Here is a 16,640-nt window from a genome sequence, read left to right on the forward strand (position 1 = left end):
ATGCATGAAGCTTGCTTGTTGTTGATTACATTGAGGTGAATTTACTTGAATACCAATAAAAAAGTATTAATTTTGACTGCAAATTACGGAAACGGGCATGTTCAAGTGGCCAAAACGCTCTACGAACAATGTCTGCGTCTCGGCTTAGATGTGACGGTTTCCAATTTGTATCAAGAGTCAAATCCGATTGTTTCAGAGGTTACTCAATACCTTTATTTAAAAAGCTTCTCAATCGGGAAACAGTTTTATCGTTTGTTTTATTACGGAGTTGACAAAATCTATAATAAACGCAAATTCAATATTTATTTTAAAATGGGAAATAAACGTTTAGGCCAGCTCGTCGAAGAGCATAAGCCGGACATTATTATCAATACATTTCCGATGATTGTCGTACCGGAATACAGACGGAGAACCGGAAAAGTGATCCCGACGTTCAACGTTATGACCGATTTCTGCCTTCACAAAATCTGGGTTCATGAAAATGTTGATAAATATTATGTCGCCACAGATTACGTAAAGGAAAAACTGATTGAAATCGGCACTCACCCGAACAACGTAAAGATCACAGGCATTCCCATCAGGCCTCAATTCGAGGAATCGATGCCGAAAGAGCCGATTTATAAAAAATACAATCTCTCTCCCGACAAAAAAGTTCTTCTTATTATGGCGGGAGCGCATGGTGTGCTGAAAAACGTAAAAGAACTGTGCGAAAATCTCGTTCATGACGATCAGGTGCAGGTTGTGGTGGTATGCGGCAAAAACAGCTCGCTGAAAGAATCCCTCAGCAGCTTGGAAGGTGACAATGCCGACCGGCTGAAAGTGCTGGGTTATGTAGAAAGAATTGACGAGCTGTTCCGTATTACGGACTGCATGATCACAAAACCAGGCGGCATCACACTGACGGAAGCGACGGCGATCGGCGTACCCGTTATTTTGTACAAACCGGTTCCCGGACAGGAAAAGGAAAACGCCATTTTCTTTGAAGATCGCGGTGCGGCTGTCGTGGTCAACCGCCACGAAGAAATTTTAGAGTCTGTCACCTCCCTTCTTGCGGATGAGGAGAAGCTGAACCGGATGAAGAGCAATATTAAAAGCCTTCACCTCCCCAACTCTTCTGAAGTCATTTTGCAGGACATTATAAAAGAATCTGAAATGATGGCCGGGAAGGCGGATATGGCATTATCGTAAAAGAAAAGCACACGAACGATTCGTGTGCTTTTTGTTTTTTTCCGGTTAAGCTTTGTTACTGGAAAAATAAAGATAAAAAATAGGGAGCGGCCGCTTGACGCCCGCTCCCATATGGTGTATAGTTGAACCATCATTTAACAACGTTTACATACGTACGGTTGGATGATGACAAAATTTTTTTTAGCACGAAGGTGCTACAGTACTAGGAGGAATTAAGCAATATGCAAAACGGTAAAGTAAAATGGTTCAATAACGAAAAAGGATTCGGCTTCATCGAAGTTGAAGGCGGAGACGACGTATTTGTTCACTTCACTGCTATCGAAGGAGAAGGATACAAATCATTAGAAGAAGGACAAGAAGTTTCTTTTGAAATTGTCGAAGGTAATCGTGGACCTCAAGCTTCTAATGTTGTAAAACTCTAAACTCAATACATGTTGATCAGATGACAAATAGAGGAGAGGCGTATGCCTCTCCTATTTGATTGCCGTCTGAATCTCAATTGCGACAAGATTCTGCTTACAGCGCTGCTCGATTTCTTCAATTTGCTTCTCCATTGACGGCATTCCTTTTTTCGCCATTTCCGCTAAACTTCCCAAATCACCGTATATTTCTTTAAATGTCTGCTGAAGGATTGTTTTTAAATCATTATCATTCACGGCTGGTTTTTCCCTTCTCTCCCAAGATACCCTGAATAATAGTAAATAAGCCCTAATTAATCAGGTTCAATAGTTATATCGGCTTATTTTCTATATTTTTTTCTATTTTCCGTACATATTTCTAAAAAAAATCTCCAAACTATTTGCGGAGGTGTTTTTTAATGGACTCTGAATTTTTTCCAAACGGACTGACGGATAAACGCCAGCTTGAATTAGCGGTGGAAACGGCCCAGAAAACAACGGGAGCGGCTACCCGGGGCCAAAATTCAACTTTGGTGGAATCTGCTTACCAGGCGATTCAGGATGCCAGAACGATGTCACAATCCAGTGAACTGCAAGCTCTCGACCAGGATTTTCTGCAAAAGCAGCGAATGCTTCTCGACGATTGCCAGCATCAGCTTGATGAATTCGAAAAATAAAACCGCAGAAGCTGCGGTTTTATTTTTTATTGATTTGTCAGCACCTTGCCGTAGGCTTTCAGCTTCTCCCCCACCGTGCATTGGTTGATGCAGAAAGAATGAGCGTGCGTTTTTCCAAACTCTTTGCGGAAATGCTTTTTTACGAAACAGTCTTTGCAATATTCATCCTGAAGCTCTGTCAATTCTTTATAAATGCTTTTTTTATCCAATATCAGTCATCTCCGTTACCTTCTAATGTTATGCGGCTTTCAATCTGCCGGTCCGAGAGAATTTTTCTGGCAAGGTCATCCGCTTCTTGATTTTCCTTTCGGTTTACGGCTTCATATGTCGGTGTCAGCTTTAAGGATTCGAGCAGCGCTTCAATTTTATCCAGCCATTCGTTTTGCGTTTCATCATAACACGGCCAGCTGCCGTCAAGCTGATGCAAAACGACGAGGGAATCCCCTCTTATCGTGATTGAATTTCTGCTTGCGCCAAGTTCCTGCACTTCCTTAAGCGCTTCGTACAAAGCGGCATATTCCGCCTCATTGTTCGTCTGAAGCGTTAAGCTTTTGTTTTTCCGTATGCGATGCCGCTTGCCGCCGAGAGAATAATACACGACAATTCCGAGTCCGGCGCGTCCGCTTGTTTTGTCAAAGCCGCCGTCGAAATACACTGTAATGTCGTCAGGTTCGTACGCAAGTTCTTCAGTAAGCTTTTCTAATTCTTTAAGCGTCCAGCTCGCGCCTTTTTCATCCTCAAAATAAATGTCTTTTATATAAGGAAAGCGGCTGACTTCTCTTGCAAGCATGCGCGCTTTCGGAACGGTCAGCCAATCTTCGGAAAAAAACGCGACAGGGCCTGTTCCTTTTGCTTCTATTTCGATATACGGCTTAAGATTCATTGAAATCACCTTACCATTCATTAGTTGACGGGCGTGTGCTATAATCAAACCATTCTTAAATTGAAAGGAAGTCAGCAGGTTTTGTTTAACGATGTGTTATGGATCTTATTTGCGGTCATTCATTTTATCATTGTTCTTCTGTTTTATAAAGGATTTGGCAAAACGGGCCTATTCGTATGGATCGGTTTTGCCACGGTGTGCGCCAACTTGCAGGTTGTCAAAACAGTTGAGCTGTTCGGGCTTACGGCGACACTGGGAAATATCATGTACGGCACCGTTTTCTTTGCAACGGATGTGCTGAACGAAAAATACGGTCCCCGGGAAGCGCGCAAAGCCGTCTGGCTCGGCTTTTCCACTTTGCTCGCTTTGACATGCGCCATGCAGGGGGCTCTTTTATATAAACCGGCTGCGTCAGATATCGCGCAGCCTGCCCTTGAGACGATTTTCGGTTTTCTGCCGCGTGTTGCACTCGGAAGCCTCTTGGCTTTTATTTTCAGCCAAACGATAGATGTTTATGTATATTCAGCCATTCGGAGAATCTTTCCTTCAGACAGGCTTCTCTGGCTCAGAAACAGCGGAAGCACGGCGCTCAGCCAGCTGCTGGATACATTTATCTTCACTGCCGTGGCCTTTATCGGCGTTTATTCCGCGGGCGTATGGTTCAGCATCTTTATTTCGACTTACCTGATTAAATTTGCGGTATCACTCATTTCTGTCCCTTATGCGTATGCGGCAAAACGAATGACACCGAAGGGAGAGTGACGGATGATGCCTGCTGAAATTTACGTGGACGGTGCAAGCGCCGGAAACCCGGGCCCCTCCGGTATCGGTATTTTTATTAAACATGACGGGAAAACAGAATCTTTCTCAATTCCGATCGGCGACCATTCAAATCAGGAAGCTGAATTTCTCGCTTTAATTGAAGGAATGAAGCTGTGTGCCGCCCGCGGATTTGAGTCCGTGTCATTCCGGACGGATTCAGATATCGTGGAGCGGGCCGCGGAACTTGAAGCGGTTAAAAACAAGGCTTTCCAGCCGTTTGTGGATGAAATCATCCGCTTAAAGGCCGGATTTCCATTGTTTTTCATTAAGTGGATTCCCGGCAGACAAAACCAAACAGCCGATCAGCTCGCAAAAAAAGCGGTCCGGCTGAATAAATAACCGGAATGAAATTGCGTTTCACTGTTCATCCTACAAATGAGGTGAACAGCTATGAGAAAAGAAAATAAAGGCCGGCTGACCGGGGGCGTGAATCCTCAGGGAAATATGGAAGGAAATGCGCATAAAGACCCGAAATCAGCCCTTGAAAACAACGCAAAAAAAAGCAATACAAAACGCTAGAGGGATCAGCTGATCTCTCTGGCGTTCAGCTTTTCGAGCATTCTTTCAATTCCTTTTATCTGATGGCGTCTGAGCATTAAGGATGCTTCTTCCATCTTCAATGAAAAAATCGCTTCTTCAAGCGTACAGACTAACGGCACCTCGCAATGTATTTCAGCAAGCTGCCTTGACAGCTCCAATTCTTTCAAGCTTTGCTGAATTTTCGTTTGCTGGCCCTTCGGCAAGAGAGCGAGGCTTTCTAATAACCGTTCTATGTTTTCGTATTCACGGATCAGCTTGTACGCCGTTTTTTCCCCGATCCCTTTAACGCCGGGATAGTTATCGCTCGTGTCTCCCATCAGCGCCTTAATGTCAATCAGCGCTTTTGGCGGAACCCCCGTTTCTTCTCTGAATATCTCATCTGTATATACCTTATAATTGCCGATACCCTTTTGCAGCAGCGCTACTTGAACTTGATGATTCAGCAATTGAAGCAGATCTTTATCACCCGTTACAATCGTAATTTCCGCTTCTCCGGAAAATAGGGCAGAAAGCGTACCGATACAGTCATCCGCCTCATAGCCTTTTATGCCGATGTTTAAAAAACCGAGCTCTCGCGCTGCTTCTTTCGCTAAATCAAATTGCGGAATCAGCTCAAGCGGCGGTTCGCTTCTGTTGGCCTTATAATCTTGAAACAAATCATTGCGGTACGTTTTGCTTCCCATATCCCAGCAGCAGACGACATGTGTGGGCTGAAACGTATCAACCGCCGTAATGAGATGCTTTAAAAAACCGTTGACGCCGTTTGTCGGGATTCCGTTTTCATTTATCATAAAATTGCGATGAACGGCCGTCGCGAAAAACGAGCGGAACAAAAGCGCCATGCCGTCCACGAGCAGTAATTTGTTATTCATATATCGAAACTCCTTTTTTTATTCAATGTTCCTATTTTACCAAAGAAGGCGGTAAAAAAACAGCATCCCCCCATTTGGAAGATGCTGCCGTCACGTTACTCACCGTGTCTTTTATTGCTTGCCATCAGCTTTTCAGCTTCACGGCCGGCATAAGAATCAAATTTCTGTCCGAAACCGTTTTTCTTTTTGGCATTGTTATTCTGCTGAGCATTTCTGTTTCCCAGTTTTGTTCTGCCCATTGTCATATCCCCCCTTAGAGAAGATACGGATAGTATGTACAGCAAGCGCTGATGACACACGCGGCAGGTTCATCCATTACTGTCTGCTGACGAATTCTTTCACCATCTCTTCACTTACGAATCGTCTTTGCGGCACGATGCCCTTTTTCGCCAGCTGGTTCATTTTTGCGGTAATGCCATTGATGGCATCTGTCGTGAACGGTTCATTCTGTCTGCATTTTACAATGGCTTCTTCAATGGCCTGTTCACGCTGGTAGTCAAGCTGTACAAATGTTTTGACGTGCTGATGCTGTTTTGCGGAATGTGCTGAAATTGCTTTATGGACTTCTGACATAAAAGGTTTCATCTCGCTTTTTTCATTTTAGTCTACCACGACTGTTATCTGCCCGCCAACCGGATTTTTAAATTTTCAGCATTTCATCTTTCTTTTTCCATGCTTTTTCGGCTTCGTAAAGGTGTTCAATTTCCCTTGCACTTGTATTTTCCGCAAGACCTTGTAAATAAGTGTCCCGCTGCTCGCGGATCTGGGACAGGCTTTTATCCGCCATGTCTTTTTGCAGACGGCGCACCTGCTCAGTATATCGCTCTGAAAGGCTTTCTTTCTCCTGCTCAAGCCACTTTTCCGTCACTTTTTGCAGGCTGAGCCTGAGCCCTTCTACAAACGCTGCTTTTCCGTTCTGTTCAAAAAACTGCTTCGGCGATTTAACTTCTTTTATGTGATGTGTGAATGCCGAGACGTCAATGACCGGAGCGACTTCTTTCAGCTGAACGGCAAATTCGTTTTCGGCGCTCACATAAATGGAGAAATCTCCGTCTTCCATAAGCTTCTTCTGACAGTTTTCCATCCATTCCTCAGTCATATGGCGCTCAATAAAACCGGTCATCCGGATATCGAGCGTTTTCAGCTCTTGAATATATTCAAAACGGAATTCTTTGAGCGCTTCATTCAGCGCCGCTGCTATATTTTGTTTCCAATCGCCGTTTTGAAGGCCCGGATGGAAGGCGGTTTTCAGCATATCATTCGCATAAAACGTCAGGCGATGTTTAATGTGATAGAGCTGTTCTTCCGTATCTTTCATCACTTTTCGAATGATGACCTCAGACGTACGGCGCTTTGAAATGTCAGCGAGAGCTTTTTCATAGGAAGACTCCAGACGCTGTTTCTTTTTCTCTTTTTCTTCTGCCGACTGGTGAAGAGATTCGTGAAGCTGTTCCACCATATCGCACAATTTGTCCGCCTCTGTTTTCAGCTGGGCGCAGCTGGCCCTCATTACATCTTCCTCAATAAAGTGCTCAAGTCCGGTTCTTACATCAGAGAACCTGTTATAAAAAGCTGCTTTTTTACCCGCAAGCTCTTCTTTACTTGAGACATGATATAATTTCGGCCGGTTAATTCCCTCTTTTGAGAGTTCTGAGCGGACATAGTCTTTGACGGTTTCCAGCTCGCTTTCGGTTTTGGCCAGATCGGCGGCGTTAATGACAAAAAACATTTTATCCATGCCGAATGATTCTTTGACGAGGCCGAGTTTCTTCAGAAAAGACCTGTCTCCTTTTGAAAAAGAATGCTGATAGTACGTCATATAAAAGAACGCGTCAGCATCTTTTATATATTGAAAGGCAAGTTCCGTATGGCGCTTGTTTATACTGCTTGCTCCCGGCGTATCAACAATTGTGATGCCTTTTTGCGTGAGAGGCGAATCATAATACACGGTGACTTCTTTTACGCAGCAGGCCGTTTTTTCTTCGGCTGCATACGGTTTTAAATCTTCAACCGGCACCGTCAGTGTCAGCCTTTGACGGATCTGTTCTTCGTACGTATCAAACGCCTGCAGCATCGTCTGAATCACCGGGATAAGTTCATCCGGAACTTTCCCCTTTTTAATGGCATAATTCCATCTCTCTTTCAGTGAACGCCCCTTTACATCAGCGTCTTTCAGCTCAGTCAGCTGAAGCATTTCAGCGTCCAGATCCTCCTCCGTCTTAAAAACGATCTCCGCAGATTTATGCGGTTTGCCGGCTTGCGGTTTCGTTATTTTGTTGATCGTAGCCGTTGTGGGCGTCGGTGATGACGGAAGCACGTATTCACCGACAAGCGCATTTGCAAATGATGATTTACCGGAACTGAATCCGCCGAATAACGCCAAGGTAAACTGGCGATTTTCAAGCCGCTCAATCCTGCTTCGAAAGGCTTCTGCCTGTTTTCCTAATATGCTCGAGGATTCAAGAATCCCGGCAAGCTCATAGAAACGATCAGTCTGCTCTTTTATAGGAAGTTCCTTCATCGCATTTTTTTCTGGCTTGTTTACTTCATACTGTACAGTCTCTTTTGGTTTCTCTTTTTGGACGGGCGCTTTTGCAAGGCGTTTTTTTCGCGTATACCAGTCGCCGCTTCCCGTATCACAGGTCAATTCTTCTTCCCACAAAGCGCGGACCCGGGCTGCTTTTTCCAAGGCATTGCGTTCTTCTTTTGCCGATTGCGCGAGCTCATCCCTTATCTTCTTTTCTTTTTCGAGCCGGTTTTTCAAGTTCTCAATGAGCGGTCCGTTTTTTGCCTGAACATAAGCGGTCAGCTCCTCAATGAGTTCCGCTGTCTGTCTTTTGGCTTCCCTTCTGATCATCTCAGCGAGGTCTTTCGTATAAGTTAATACGTATTCAGATGAAAAGGCCGCCCCCTGCTTAAGGGCCTGAGCGGTGATATCATCAGAAAGCGGTGTGCGGTACGCCTGGATTTTCTTGATCAGTTCGTCCGAATCCGCTTCATACCGCTTGGCCGCTTTCGTAAATGTGTCGATAATGTGCCAATCCGCTTCCCCTTCCGTTCTTTTTTTAATATCGGCAAAGAATTCAGCATGCCTTCTCTCTTTCTCCTGAGCCGTTTTCGCTTTTGAAAAGAATAATCCGGTTTTAAATGAGGGCTGCTGTGATTCAATATAAGCAGATGCAAGCTCCCTCATCTCAAAGGGTGTCAAATTAGCGTTTTGCAATATGTTCTGCACGTCTTTTCTGATGTCTTTCTCTGCTGTTTCAGCCTGTTGAACGGCTTTATTAAGCTCATCTTCAACAGAACGGACAAGTGCTTCTTGTTTGTCAAACTGCTCTCCGCTTCCGTTTTTATCATCTTTTACGAGCATCTCTGTATGCTCTTTGACTAAGTGTGCGACTTTTCTCTCCGTTAAGGACCATAAATTTGTTTTTGCCTGCTGTTTCAGCTTCTGCAGATGTTTTTTCAGCTGTTCCATGCCGTTTAAAGGATGGTCAGGCTCAGTGACAGACGTAAAGAAAAGCGATTCTTTCGGTATTCCCGCGCCTTCAAGCATATCTTCCACCTGCCTGCGGTACTCTTCAAACTTCGTTTCAGTTTCATCATGCCTGTCAATTTGGTTGACGATCAGAAACAAATTCGGAATACGGTCTTTGATGGAGCTGAGAAACAGCATATTTTCTTCTGAATGAACGTGATTATAATGAACGACGTAAAATAAAGCGTCAGCCTGATGGAGAACCGAAGCGGCAGATAAAAAATGCGCTTCGTCCGTCGAATCAATTCCCGGTGTGTCAATGTAGGCCGCATAAGGCTCTGACTCCTTAAAGCCGGCATAGACTTCCACCGTTTCAATTTGCTCACCGTCTTTACAGAATTGCTGCACTTGTTTTTTATCGTAACTTCCTTTAATTTCTGCATAAGCCCCGTCCGTCGTATGAAGCACGACTTTATCTTCACCGTGCCGGATGACAACGAGGTTGGCGCTTGTGGGAATCGGGCTTGTCGGCAGTATGTCTTCACCGAGCAATGTGTTTAATAAAGAGGACTTTCCGGCCGAATAATGCCCGGTAAACGCGATATAAACCTCTTCATCAGCCGCTTTTTTCATAATGGCCGCGAGCTGATCGGCCCGTTTTTCATCCTGGTGATCCAAAAATTGTACGTATAAGGCACCCGTTCTGCTGAAAATCTCCCTGTTATGGCGTTCTTCTTCTGTCATGTGTCTTTACCCCTTTGTGTCTGTCGCATCAAATGACGTTTTCATTTTTAGAAAGCTCTGAAAAAAACCTCTCCCCCATTTTACACAAGAATGGCCCACTTTTCTTCAGGAAACGTAAAAAAGCCGCCGATATCGGCAGCTGATAAAGAAAAAACACCCGCGGCATTAAAAACCGCAGATGTTTAAGAAGACATCGATTTATTCGAAACTTTTTTCAATACGAAACCAATCAAAACACTGTATGTACAAACGGCTGCAAATAAAAATAACATTGTCATTTTCGGCACCACCTTGAATGAGAATCATTTTCATATTTACATCTTATCATGAGTGAGAATGATTTTCAATCTCTATTTTGCGGTGTTTTCTTCTAGCGCTTTCTCTTCGGCGCGAATCCTCACAGTGAGCATGCAGGCATTGAGAATCGAAAAGAGAAACAGTGTCCAATACGCTCCGTATAACAGCGGCAGAAAAATAAATTCTAAGATGACGACCGCGTAGTTCGGGTGCTTCATCCACCTGTACGGCCCCTTTCTGACAAGCTCCGCATCCGGCACGACAAGAATTTTCGTATTCCAATACCGCCCTAATGATAATAGAGCCCAATACCTGATCCCCTGTACAAATAAAATAATACATATAATGGCGGCCCACCTTGGAGAAAGCGTTTTTTGAAACGCCGCCACCTCAGCTGTAAGAGAGACAAAAAAGAGCACGTGCATCAGGACGAGAAAGGGATAATGTCCTTCTCCGTATTCGACTGCGCCTTGCTTTTTCACCTTCTGCTCATTGCGCCGGGCCACGATCATCTCCGCAATCCGCTGGGCCGCAAGCAGCATGATAAACAGCCAAAACATTAAGAAGCCCCCTTTTCCCAGCTGAACAGCAAAAGCTCAGACGAAAATCCCGGCCCGAGAGCGCCGATCAGCCCTTTTTCGTTTTCTTTCTGCCGGCCGCGGAGCAACTGTTCTTTTATCACATGAAAAATAGTTGCGGAAGACATGTTCCCATGTTTTTGCAGCACCTTCCGAGATGCCTCCAGCTGACCGATGTCCATTGAAAGACTCGTTAAATAGGCGTCAATGATCTTTTTCCCGCCTGGATGGGCAAGAAAGGTTTTAATGTCGTGAGGACCGACACCATATTCTATTAAAAATTCATCAACATTGTCCTTCAGCCACTGTGAAACCAGGGTGGGAATATCTCTTGAAAAAATGACTTGAAAACCGCTGTCGGTGAATTCCCAGCCCATCACATCTTCCGCATCCGGCATCATCACCGATTGAGTGGCGAATATCCGCGGAAGAAGCGGCTGTTTGACGCCGTTTCGGTTCGCCTTTTCTCCTCCGACTAGTACTGCGGCAATGCCGTCCGCAAACAGGGAAGTTCCGATTAAGTTGCTTTTTGACTTGTCGTTCGGCTGAAACGTTAAGCTGCAGAGTTCAGCCGCGATGACAAGCACGTATGCTTCAGGATATGCGCGGCAGTATTCGTACGCCCTGGACAGGCCGGCCGCTCCGCCCGCGCATCCTAAGCCCCAGATCGGTATCCGTTTTGTTTTCGCAGAAAACGGCAGCTGATTCATCACTTTCGCTTCAATGCTGGGTGTCGAAAGCCCGGTGCTGGAAATAAAAAAGATCGCATCCACTTTTTCATAAGGAAAGGGATTTGTTAAACAATCCGGGTTTGTTAAACAATCAAGCGCCGCATCCGCACTGTGCTTAACGGTTTCTTCCGTATACAGCCGGTTCTTTTCTGAAAAACCCCGCGCCGTTTTATACCATTCAATCGGCCGGACAAACTGCCTTGATTCAATTTCGCCGTTTTGAAAGGCTTTTAACAGCCGGTCAATATCCTTAAATGAATCGGCAAACATCCCTCTCGCAAAATCCGCCGCCGTTTCTTGCGAGACATGATATTCCGGAATGCTCGTTCCGACCGATAACACATATGCCATGCCCATCACCTCTTCACATAAAGGTTTCCGCTTTTTTCCTGAATGTATGCATAAGATTGAATCGAGGATTTCACTGACATGCCATTTTAATTTAAAATTGGCCCTTTTGAATGATAAACCGTTCGACTATACTTGATCCATTCATAAAAAAAGGTTGTGATAAGAATGCTGAAGCCCGTCATTCTTAAAGGGTCACTCGTTCAGTTAGAGCCGATGACGATTGATCACACTCAGGCACTTTGTGAAGATGCTTCAGAAAATAGGGCGACTTACGCTTACACCCATGTTCCTGACGGAATCGAAGAAACAAAGCGTTATATTGAACGTGCGCTTTCCGATTATGAAAAAGGACTTGCATTGCCATTTGCAGTATGGAGTCTTGAAACAGAGCGAATCGTCGGAAGCACGCGGTTTATGGATGCGGAAGTGTTTACGCGGCCGGCGGACGCAGCCCCGGAAGTGTGTGAGATCGGCAGCACATGGTATGCCTCTGCCGTACAGCGGACCGGTGTCAATACGGAATGTAAACTTCTGTTGCTGACCCATGCGTTTGACGCGTGGCAAGCTGTCAGGGTGACGCTGAAAACCGATGTTCGCAACCAGCGCTCACGAACTGCGATTTTGCGGATCGGTGCCCAATTTGAAGGGATCCGCCGCGCGCATATTCCGGCTGTCGACGGCGGCCTCAGAGATACCGCCTACTACTCCATCCTTCGGGAGGAATGGCCTTATATCCGGCAAAACCTTTCTGGCCGGCTTGCAGCATATAACTGAAAAACCTGCCGATATATACGGCAGGTTTTTTACATATTCGGATCATGGACGTATAAATTGAGATCGATCCGTCCGTCTGACGTGACCGCTACGCCCTCAGCTTCAAGAGACAGCTTCTGTACAGAAAACATCTCTTCATCTCTTAATCCGATTTCACCCTTTGCATTGATGACCCTGTGCCAAGGAAGACGATGCTTTTTACTCATGGAGTGAAGAATCCTCACAACCTGCCTCGCTCCCCGCGGACTTCCCGCAAGACCGGCAATTTGACCATACGTCATCACTTTTCCTTCAGGAATCTGTTTGATAATGGCTACCGCCCGTTCCGTAAATGTCATGTAACTCCTCATTTCGCAAGAGCAGATGATTTTCGAGAAAATCATCTGCTTCCTGATCTTATTTTTATAGATGATAATTGCTTCATCATCATACTTATTACATCTCTGCGTTTAAATAGATTATCTGTTTGTTCACAAAAAATTAACAAAGATAGGCATGTACATGTTTAACATAATATGTAATAATACAATTGTATTAAAAAAAGAAAAGGAGTGTTTGCAATGAAAATGAAAAAAGCTTTAGCCGGCTCAGCCCTATCTCTCGCTTTACTCTGTTCTGCCGCCCCTGCTTTTGCCGCAGGTCCTGCTGATACACCTTCTGCAGAAAGCAAAACGAAGGAAGTATCTGCTTTGGCGACGTTCATACTTAATGGTTATGGCCCTGATTATCCTACTTCAATTTACCGGAATGGAATCACCTATTATTTAGACAACATAACCTTCCATGGTGCTGATGGCACTTGGACAGCCGTCTACAAAAGCTGATTTTTCATGACGGCGGAATGATTGTCTCAAGTAACAACTAAAAAGCTGCTAATATAAGGGGGCTTTGCCCCTTTTTTTAGTTTCACTCCATTTTATAATTGATCCAGCATATAGCACCTAGGTGCGTAATTTTATTACATCCGATGATCATTATTAGTTGTAATGTTTCTGCTTTTAGACGCAAAAACACATAAACTAAAATTCTCTCCCGCGTGTCTATCCAAAAGCCGAGTCTCAACTCTATCAATCCAGAACGTTTTATCGACGCCTGAGTTCCCCAGCTAACGTTAAGAAACCTCTTACTTGCTCTTTCATTTTTGATAAAACACAATCCAGGGTGATAACATGAGATTTGCTTGGGAAGAATTAATTATAATTGCATTCGGAATGATTTTACTGAGAATTTCAGGGAGAAAATCCAATGCACAAATGACCATCGCACAGACAATGGTGATGATTTCAATCGGTACGATTATCGTTCATCCCATTTTAGAAACCAGTTTATTGAAAACATTAATCGCTGCGTCTATCCTTTTAGTGCTTTAATTTTGATGGAATGGTTTCAAGTAAAAGTAAACTGGATTGATTTTTTTTAACCGGAAAATCTAAATTCGATATAGAAGACGGCCAACTAATATACAAAACTTAAAGAAGCTGAGACTGACAGCAGATCAACTCGAAATGCGTTTAAGGCTTCTTGGCATTTCAATTAATTATGCCACTTTAGAAGCTAATGGACAATTAGCCTACGAATTAAAAGATGACTGTAAGCCTTTAACCATCAAAGATCTTAAAAATGTGATCGACCCAAAATGTCTTAACAAAGAGCCTCAGCCACAAAAAGATGATCAAGCCAATCTATTCGAGGAAATCAAAAGACACCAGACTCAGCACAAGCCAAAAAATCTTGAATAATTCGCTGATTAGTAAAACCTTTTGTTATTCAAAACCGAAGCCGAATCAGACCGTTAACCGCGCCGATCATTTTTTACCAGCCCGTTTTATAAGAAACAAAAAAGCATCTGAAGCAGATGCCTTTTTTCAGACGAGGTCCTTGTATGCGCCTGAATATGCTTTTCAGCCGCCTATACCCACCGTCGGCCTTAGCCATAATGTTAATCAGTTTGTTTTTATAAAATCATTGATTAATTGATCAGTCGTTAATATTGTGGCAAATTCGTCATGCAATGTAGCCAGAGATATATTGTGAATAGTCTCGGCATCATAATATGTATCATTTTGGTCTTTCATTCCGAAGGCTGCTGTTGCATCTGAAATGAGGTAGGTATCAAACCCTAAATTACCGCTCATTCTTGTAGTTGTTGAAACACAATGGGGCGTAGTCAAACCAGTTATTACGACAGTTGTTATATCATTTGATTTTAAAATCTCTTCTAGATTAGTCCCGATAAAGCTGCTGTTTACTTTCTTGGTTATAATGACCTCTTTATCCATAGGTTTAACGATTTCCTTTATAGCAACCCCCTCATTTTTTGGATAAAATAAAGAACCAGGTTTATCAGAAATATGTTGTATGTATATGACTGTCCATCCTTTTTCTCTCCATAATTTCAGTATTTTACTAATGTTTTCTTCCGCTTTTACGTTATTTCGTTCTCCCCATTTTTTATCATCGAAAGCTTTTTGTACATCCACAATGATTAAAGCTTTTTTCTTTTCTGCCACCAGATAACCTCCTATATTGAAAATTAGTATTTATAACATTTTAAATAAAGTTTTTACTTTTGTACAATTGTTTCACCTTTCCCGTTGGAACAGCGCTGGAATAGCTAAAGCAAACACTCACTCAAAGGCTGCAGCTCACCAGAGGCCAGCAATAATCAACTCTTTTTCTCTATATACATATCAGTATCCTGAAATAAGCCGCAACAGCGGATGAAAGGATTGCCCCTTTTGCCATCCACTCCCCTAACAAAATTCACGCTGCGCTCACAAAATATTAACAAAAAACCTCTTGGTTATTATTGTATTTTATTTAATAATACAATTGTATTAAAAACAAAGGAGTGTTTAAAATGAAATTGAAAAAAGTTTTAACTGGTTCTGCCTTGTCTCTCGCTTTACTCGTTTCCGCTTCCCCTGCTTTTGCATCCAGCCCTGGCAATACAAATAGCGACTTAACTCAAACAAAAATTTCGACACAAGCGACCAAAGATTCTTTTACAATGGATTACCTTCATAGATGGGATATCCCAAATACAACTGTTAAAAATGGTGTTACTTATTACCTTAAGAAAGTAGAAATAATCGAAGGGTTCTATCGCGCAACTTTTGAAGGATGGATTAATTAGAAGAAGGGGCTTTCCCTTCTTTTACTCTCTTTTGTAAGGATCGGTGCACAAGACACTCCCCCTCAGCGCCCATTCTGCAGTTGCACTTCGGCATCGGGCATTTCATTCCATGTCTCAACCAAGTTTCGTGTCATCACAGTGCGAGCAATGATATTGTTTACGATATGATTCCCCATTTTTCTTTTTTTCTTACATTCAGTCATATGTTCACGTACATATAGTTCGAGACGGTTTTTCGGCGAAATAAGGCGGATGCCGCATCACTCAATTTATTTCTTTTCAAACAATGAAACTAATAAAAAAAGAGAATGCCTCACAAAAAGTTCAGCAAACTTTCGGAAGCATCCTCGATCTGGATAAAATAAGGTGTTATTTTAAAGAAAACGGTTAACTAACCCTCTTGAACCCTTGTCACATCAAGGGTTTTTTTCGTTTTAGGAATCATATTATAAATAAGTTGTTCACTTACCGCACACTTTCATAATGTGTTATTTCCCTTTAGATTCACGCTTTTGAGCACTTCTTAAGCAGAAACGATTTCACGCATTTTCATCCTTGAATGTGATTTTTGTTATTTTTGTGTTATTTTTTTAATAATATTCTTTCCACACTCGAATGTACATCCTTATAATTTTCAAATGATATATAAACCAAATGGCAATTTCGAACGGAAATTATACGATTAATTTATAACGTGATATGCTTTGAAGAAAAACAGGGAATGACGGCGGCATTCGTACACTGTTAAAGTCTAAATAAAGGTGTAATTGCATCAAAGTGAAGTAATCTTAGGCAGGTAAGGACTTTATAGAAATAAAAAAACTCCCAGATGGGAGAATTCACTAATCATACTCTCAGCTCAAAGGAGTGCCCGCTATATTACTTATTAGGTAAGCTTGAATACTGCTTGCGAATACTGTTATAATACCCAGATTATTCATATCTATCGCCCCCTGTGTAATACTCAAATTGATCAATCCTAACCCTATAATAACTGTCCAGACAATCAACCTAATAGTAATCCCGAGAGTTGAACTCGGCTCCTTATCTACGCTCAGGGGTGACGCTGAGCTCAGAGTACAATGTAGAAAGAAAAGCCCCATCTCACCTACGTCAGTAGCTCACGTAGGGACGCAAGCCTTCGGATCGACAGGGCTAATACACAATATTT

The 16,640-nt window shown here is 43.1% G+C and carries 21 protein-coding genes and 2 pseudogenes; 11 read left to right on the forward strand and 12 right to left on the reverse strand.

Going from position 1 to position 16,640, the window contains the following annotated elements:
• The first annotated feature begins 45 nt into the window (after window positions 1-45).
• From HAP68_RS10110 to cspD, 3 genes and pseudogenes are all read left to right on the forward strand, one after another.
• Window positions 46-1,188 (forward strand): diglucosyl diacylglycerol synthase, encoded by a 1,143-nt coding sequence (locus tag HAP68_RS10110; protein ID WP_003153606.1) that lies wholly within the window; start codon window positions 46-48, stop codon window positions 1,186-1,188.
• 94 nt (window positions 1,189-1,282) lie between these two features.
• Window positions 1,283-1,394 (forward strand): annotated as a pseudogene (locus HAP68_RS10115) (hypothetical protein); the annotation flags it as partial.
• Between the two features lie 15 nt (window positions 1,395-1,409).
• Window positions 1,410-1,610 (forward strand): cold-shock protein CspD, encoded by a 201-nt coding sequence (cspD, locus tag HAP68_RS10120; RefSeq protein ID WP_003153604.1) that lies wholly within the window; start codon window positions 1,410-1,412, stop codon window positions 1,608-1,610.
• A gap of 51 nt (window positions 1,611-1,661) precedes the next feature.
• On the opposite strand, the gene HAP68_RS10125 is transcribed toward cspD, so the two are convergent.
• Complete coding sequence (locus HAP68_RS10125) at window positions 1,662-1,844, reverse strand: hypothetical protein (RefSeq protein ID WP_003153585.1); 183 nt, start codon at window positions 1,842-1,844, stop codon at window positions 1,662-1,664.
• Window positions 1,845-2,005: 161 nt separating this feature from the next.
• On the opposite strand from HAP68_RS10125, the gene HAP68_RS10130 reads away from it, so the two are divergent.
• Window positions 2,006-2,263: a DUF2564 family protein gene (locus HAP68_RS10130; protein WP_007409519.1), complete on the forward strand. Its 258-nt coding sequence runs from the start codon at window positions 2,006-2,008 to the stop codon at window positions 2,261-2,263.
• Window positions 2,264-2,289: 26 nt separating this feature from the next.
• Here the strand turns inward: HAP68_RS10130 and HAP68_RS10135 are convergent, their stop codons facing one another.
• Both HAP68_RS10135 and HAP68_RS10140 read right to left on the reverse strand, forming a co-directional pair.
• Window positions 2,290-2,472 carry a zinc-finger domain-containing protein gene (locus tag HAP68_RS10135; RefSeq protein WP_003153581.1) on the reverse strand — a complete coding sequence of 61 codons (183 nt, stop codon included), beginning with the start codon at window positions 2,470-2,472 and terminating at the stop codon, window positions 2,290-2,292.
• A 2-nt stretch (window positions 2,473-2,474) separates the two neighbouring features.
• Window positions 2,475-3,146 carry a ribonuclease H family protein gene (locus HAP68_RS10140; protein WP_024085518.1) on the reverse strand — a complete coding sequence of 224 codons (672 nt, stop codon included), beginning with the start codon at window positions 3,144-3,146 and terminating at the stop codon, window positions 2,475-2,477.
• A gap of 81 nt (window positions 3,147-3,227) precedes the next feature.
• Here HAP68_RS10140 and HAP68_RS10145 point away from each other — a divergent pair, with 81 nt between their 5' ends.
• From HAP68_RS10145 to sspL, 3 genes are read left to right on the forward strand one after another with little or no spacing between them, the layout of a single operon-like run.
• Entirely contained in the window at window positions 3,228-3,908 is a 681-nt protein-coding gene (locus HAP68_RS10145; RefSeq protein ID WP_003153578.1) for a queuosine precursor transporter, read from the forward strand.
• Window positions 3,909-3,914: 6 nt separating this feature from the next.
• Entirely contained in the window at window positions 3,915-4,307 is a 393-nt protein-coding gene (locus HAP68_RS10150) for a reverse transcriptase-like protein (protein ID WP_003153577.1), read from the forward strand.
• Between the two features lie 51 nt (window positions 4,308-4,358).
• Window positions 4,359-4,487, forward strand: coding sequence for a small, acid-soluble spore protein L (gene sspL / locus HAP68_RS10155; protein ID WP_003153575.1), 129 nt, complete (start codon window positions 4,359-4,361; stop codon window positions 4,485-4,487).
• 5 nt (window positions 4,488-4,492) lie between these two features.
• Here sspL and HAP68_RS10160 read toward each other — a convergent pair whose 3' ends face one another.
• The 7 genes from HAP68_RS10160 to HAP68_RS10190 all read right to left on the reverse strand — a co-directional run bounded on the left by HAP68_RS10160 (window position 4,493) and on the right by HAP68_RS10190 (window position 11,559).
• Window positions 4,493-5,380: a 5'-3' exonuclease gene (locus HAP68_RS10160; protein WP_003153572.1), complete on the reverse strand. Its 888-nt coding sequence runs from the start codon at window positions 5,378-5,380 to the stop codon at window positions 4,493-4,495.
• Between the two features lie 95 nt (window positions 5,381-5,475).
• Window positions 5,476-5,619 (reverse strand): hypothetical protein, encoded by a 144-nt coding sequence (locus HAP68_RS10165; RefSeq protein WP_003153570.1) that lies wholly within the window; start codon window positions 5,617-5,619, stop codon window positions 5,476-5,478.
• A gap of 76 nt (window positions 5,620-5,695) precedes the next feature.
• Entirely contained in the window at window positions 5,696-5,953 is a 258-nt protein-coding gene (locus tag HAP68_RS10170; RefSeq protein ID WP_003153568.1) for a YpbS family protein, read from the reverse strand.
• Between the two features lie 67 nt (window positions 5,954-6,020).
• Window positions 6,021-9,602: a dynamin GTPase gene (dynA, locus tag HAP68_RS10175; RefSeq protein WP_024085519.1), complete on the reverse strand. Its 3,582-nt coding sequence runs from the start codon at window positions 9,600-9,602 to the stop codon at window positions 6,021-6,023.
• A gap of 182 nt (window positions 9,603-9,784) precedes the next feature.
• The gene (gene fbpC, locus HAP68_RS10180; RefSeq protein ID WP_025284905.1) at window positions 9,785-9,880 is read right to left on the reverse strand and encodes a Fur-regulated basic protein FbpC; all 96 of its coding nucleotides are present in this window, start codon (window positions 9,878-9,880) and stop codon (window positions 9,785-9,787) included.
• Between the two features lie 72 nt (window positions 9,881-9,952).
• Entirely contained in the window at window positions 9,953-10,459 is a 507-nt protein-coding gene (locus HAP68_RS10185) for an isoprenylcysteine carboxyl methyltransferase family protein (protein WP_003153565.1), read from the reverse strand.
• Window positions 10,459-11,559: a type III polyketide synthase gene (locus HAP68_RS10190; RefSeq protein ID WP_024085520.1), complete on the reverse strand. Its 1,101-nt coding sequence runs from the start codon at window positions 11,557-11,559 to the stop codon at window positions 10,459-10,461. The genes HAP68_RS10185 and HAP68_RS10190 overlap by 1 nt, the downstream gene beginning before the upstream one ends.
• Before the next feature lie 165 nt (window positions 11,560-11,724).
• Between HAP68_RS10190 and HAP68_RS10195 the strand changes: the two genes are divergently transcribed.
• Window positions 11,725-12,333 carry a GNAT family N-acetyltransferase gene (locus HAP68_RS10195; protein ID WP_024085521.1) on the forward strand — a complete coding sequence of 203 codons (609 nt, stop codon included), beginning with the start codon at window positions 11,725-11,727 and terminating at the stop codon, window positions 12,331-12,333.
• A gap of 29 nt (window positions 12,334-12,362) precedes the next feature.
• Here the strand turns inward: HAP68_RS10195 and HAP68_RS10200 are convergent, their stop codons facing one another.
• Window positions 12,363-12,671 (reverse strand): MGMT family protein, encoded by a 309-nt coding sequence (locus tag HAP68_RS10200; protein WP_014305272.1) that lies wholly within the window; start codon window positions 12,669-12,671, stop codon window positions 12,363-12,365.
• Between the two features lie 222 nt (window positions 12,672-12,893).
• Between HAP68_RS10200 and HAP68_RS10205 the strand changes: the two genes are divergently transcribed.
• Together HAP68_RS10205 and HAP68_RS10210 are read left to right on the forward strand one after the other, a co-directional pair.
• A complete protein-coding gene (locus tag HAP68_RS10205) occupies window positions 12,894-13,157 on the forward strand; it encodes a hypothetical protein (RefSeq protein ID WP_003153557.1) in 264 nt (87 codons plus the stop codon).
• A gap of 345 nt (window positions 13,158-13,502) precedes the next feature.
• Window positions 13,503-14,072, forward strand: a pseudogene (locus tag HAP68_RS10210) (DUF421 domain-containing protein).
• Between the two features lie 204 nt (window positions 14,073-14,276).
• Here HAP68_RS10210 and HAP68_RS10215 read toward each other — a convergent pair.
• Window positions 14,277-14,843, reverse strand: coding sequence for a cysteine hydrolase family protein (locus HAP68_RS10215; protein WP_003153556.1), 567 nt, complete (start codon window positions 14,841-14,843; stop codon window positions 14,277-14,279).
• A gap of 350 nt (window positions 14,844-15,193) precedes the next feature.
• Between HAP68_RS10215 and HAP68_RS10220 the strand changes: the two genes are divergently transcribed.
• Complete coding sequence (locus HAP68_RS10220; protein ID WP_003153555.1) at window positions 15,194-15,469, forward strand: hypothetical protein; 276 nt, start codon at window positions 15,194-15,196, stop codon at window positions 15,467-15,469.
• Window positions 15,470-16,640: the final 1,171 nt, after the last annotated feature.

It is taken from the genome of Bacillus sp. Bvel1 (genome assembly GCF_014872755.1).
GTDB lineage: Bacteria > Bacillota > Bacilli > Bacillales > Bacillaceae > Bacillus > Bacillus velezensis.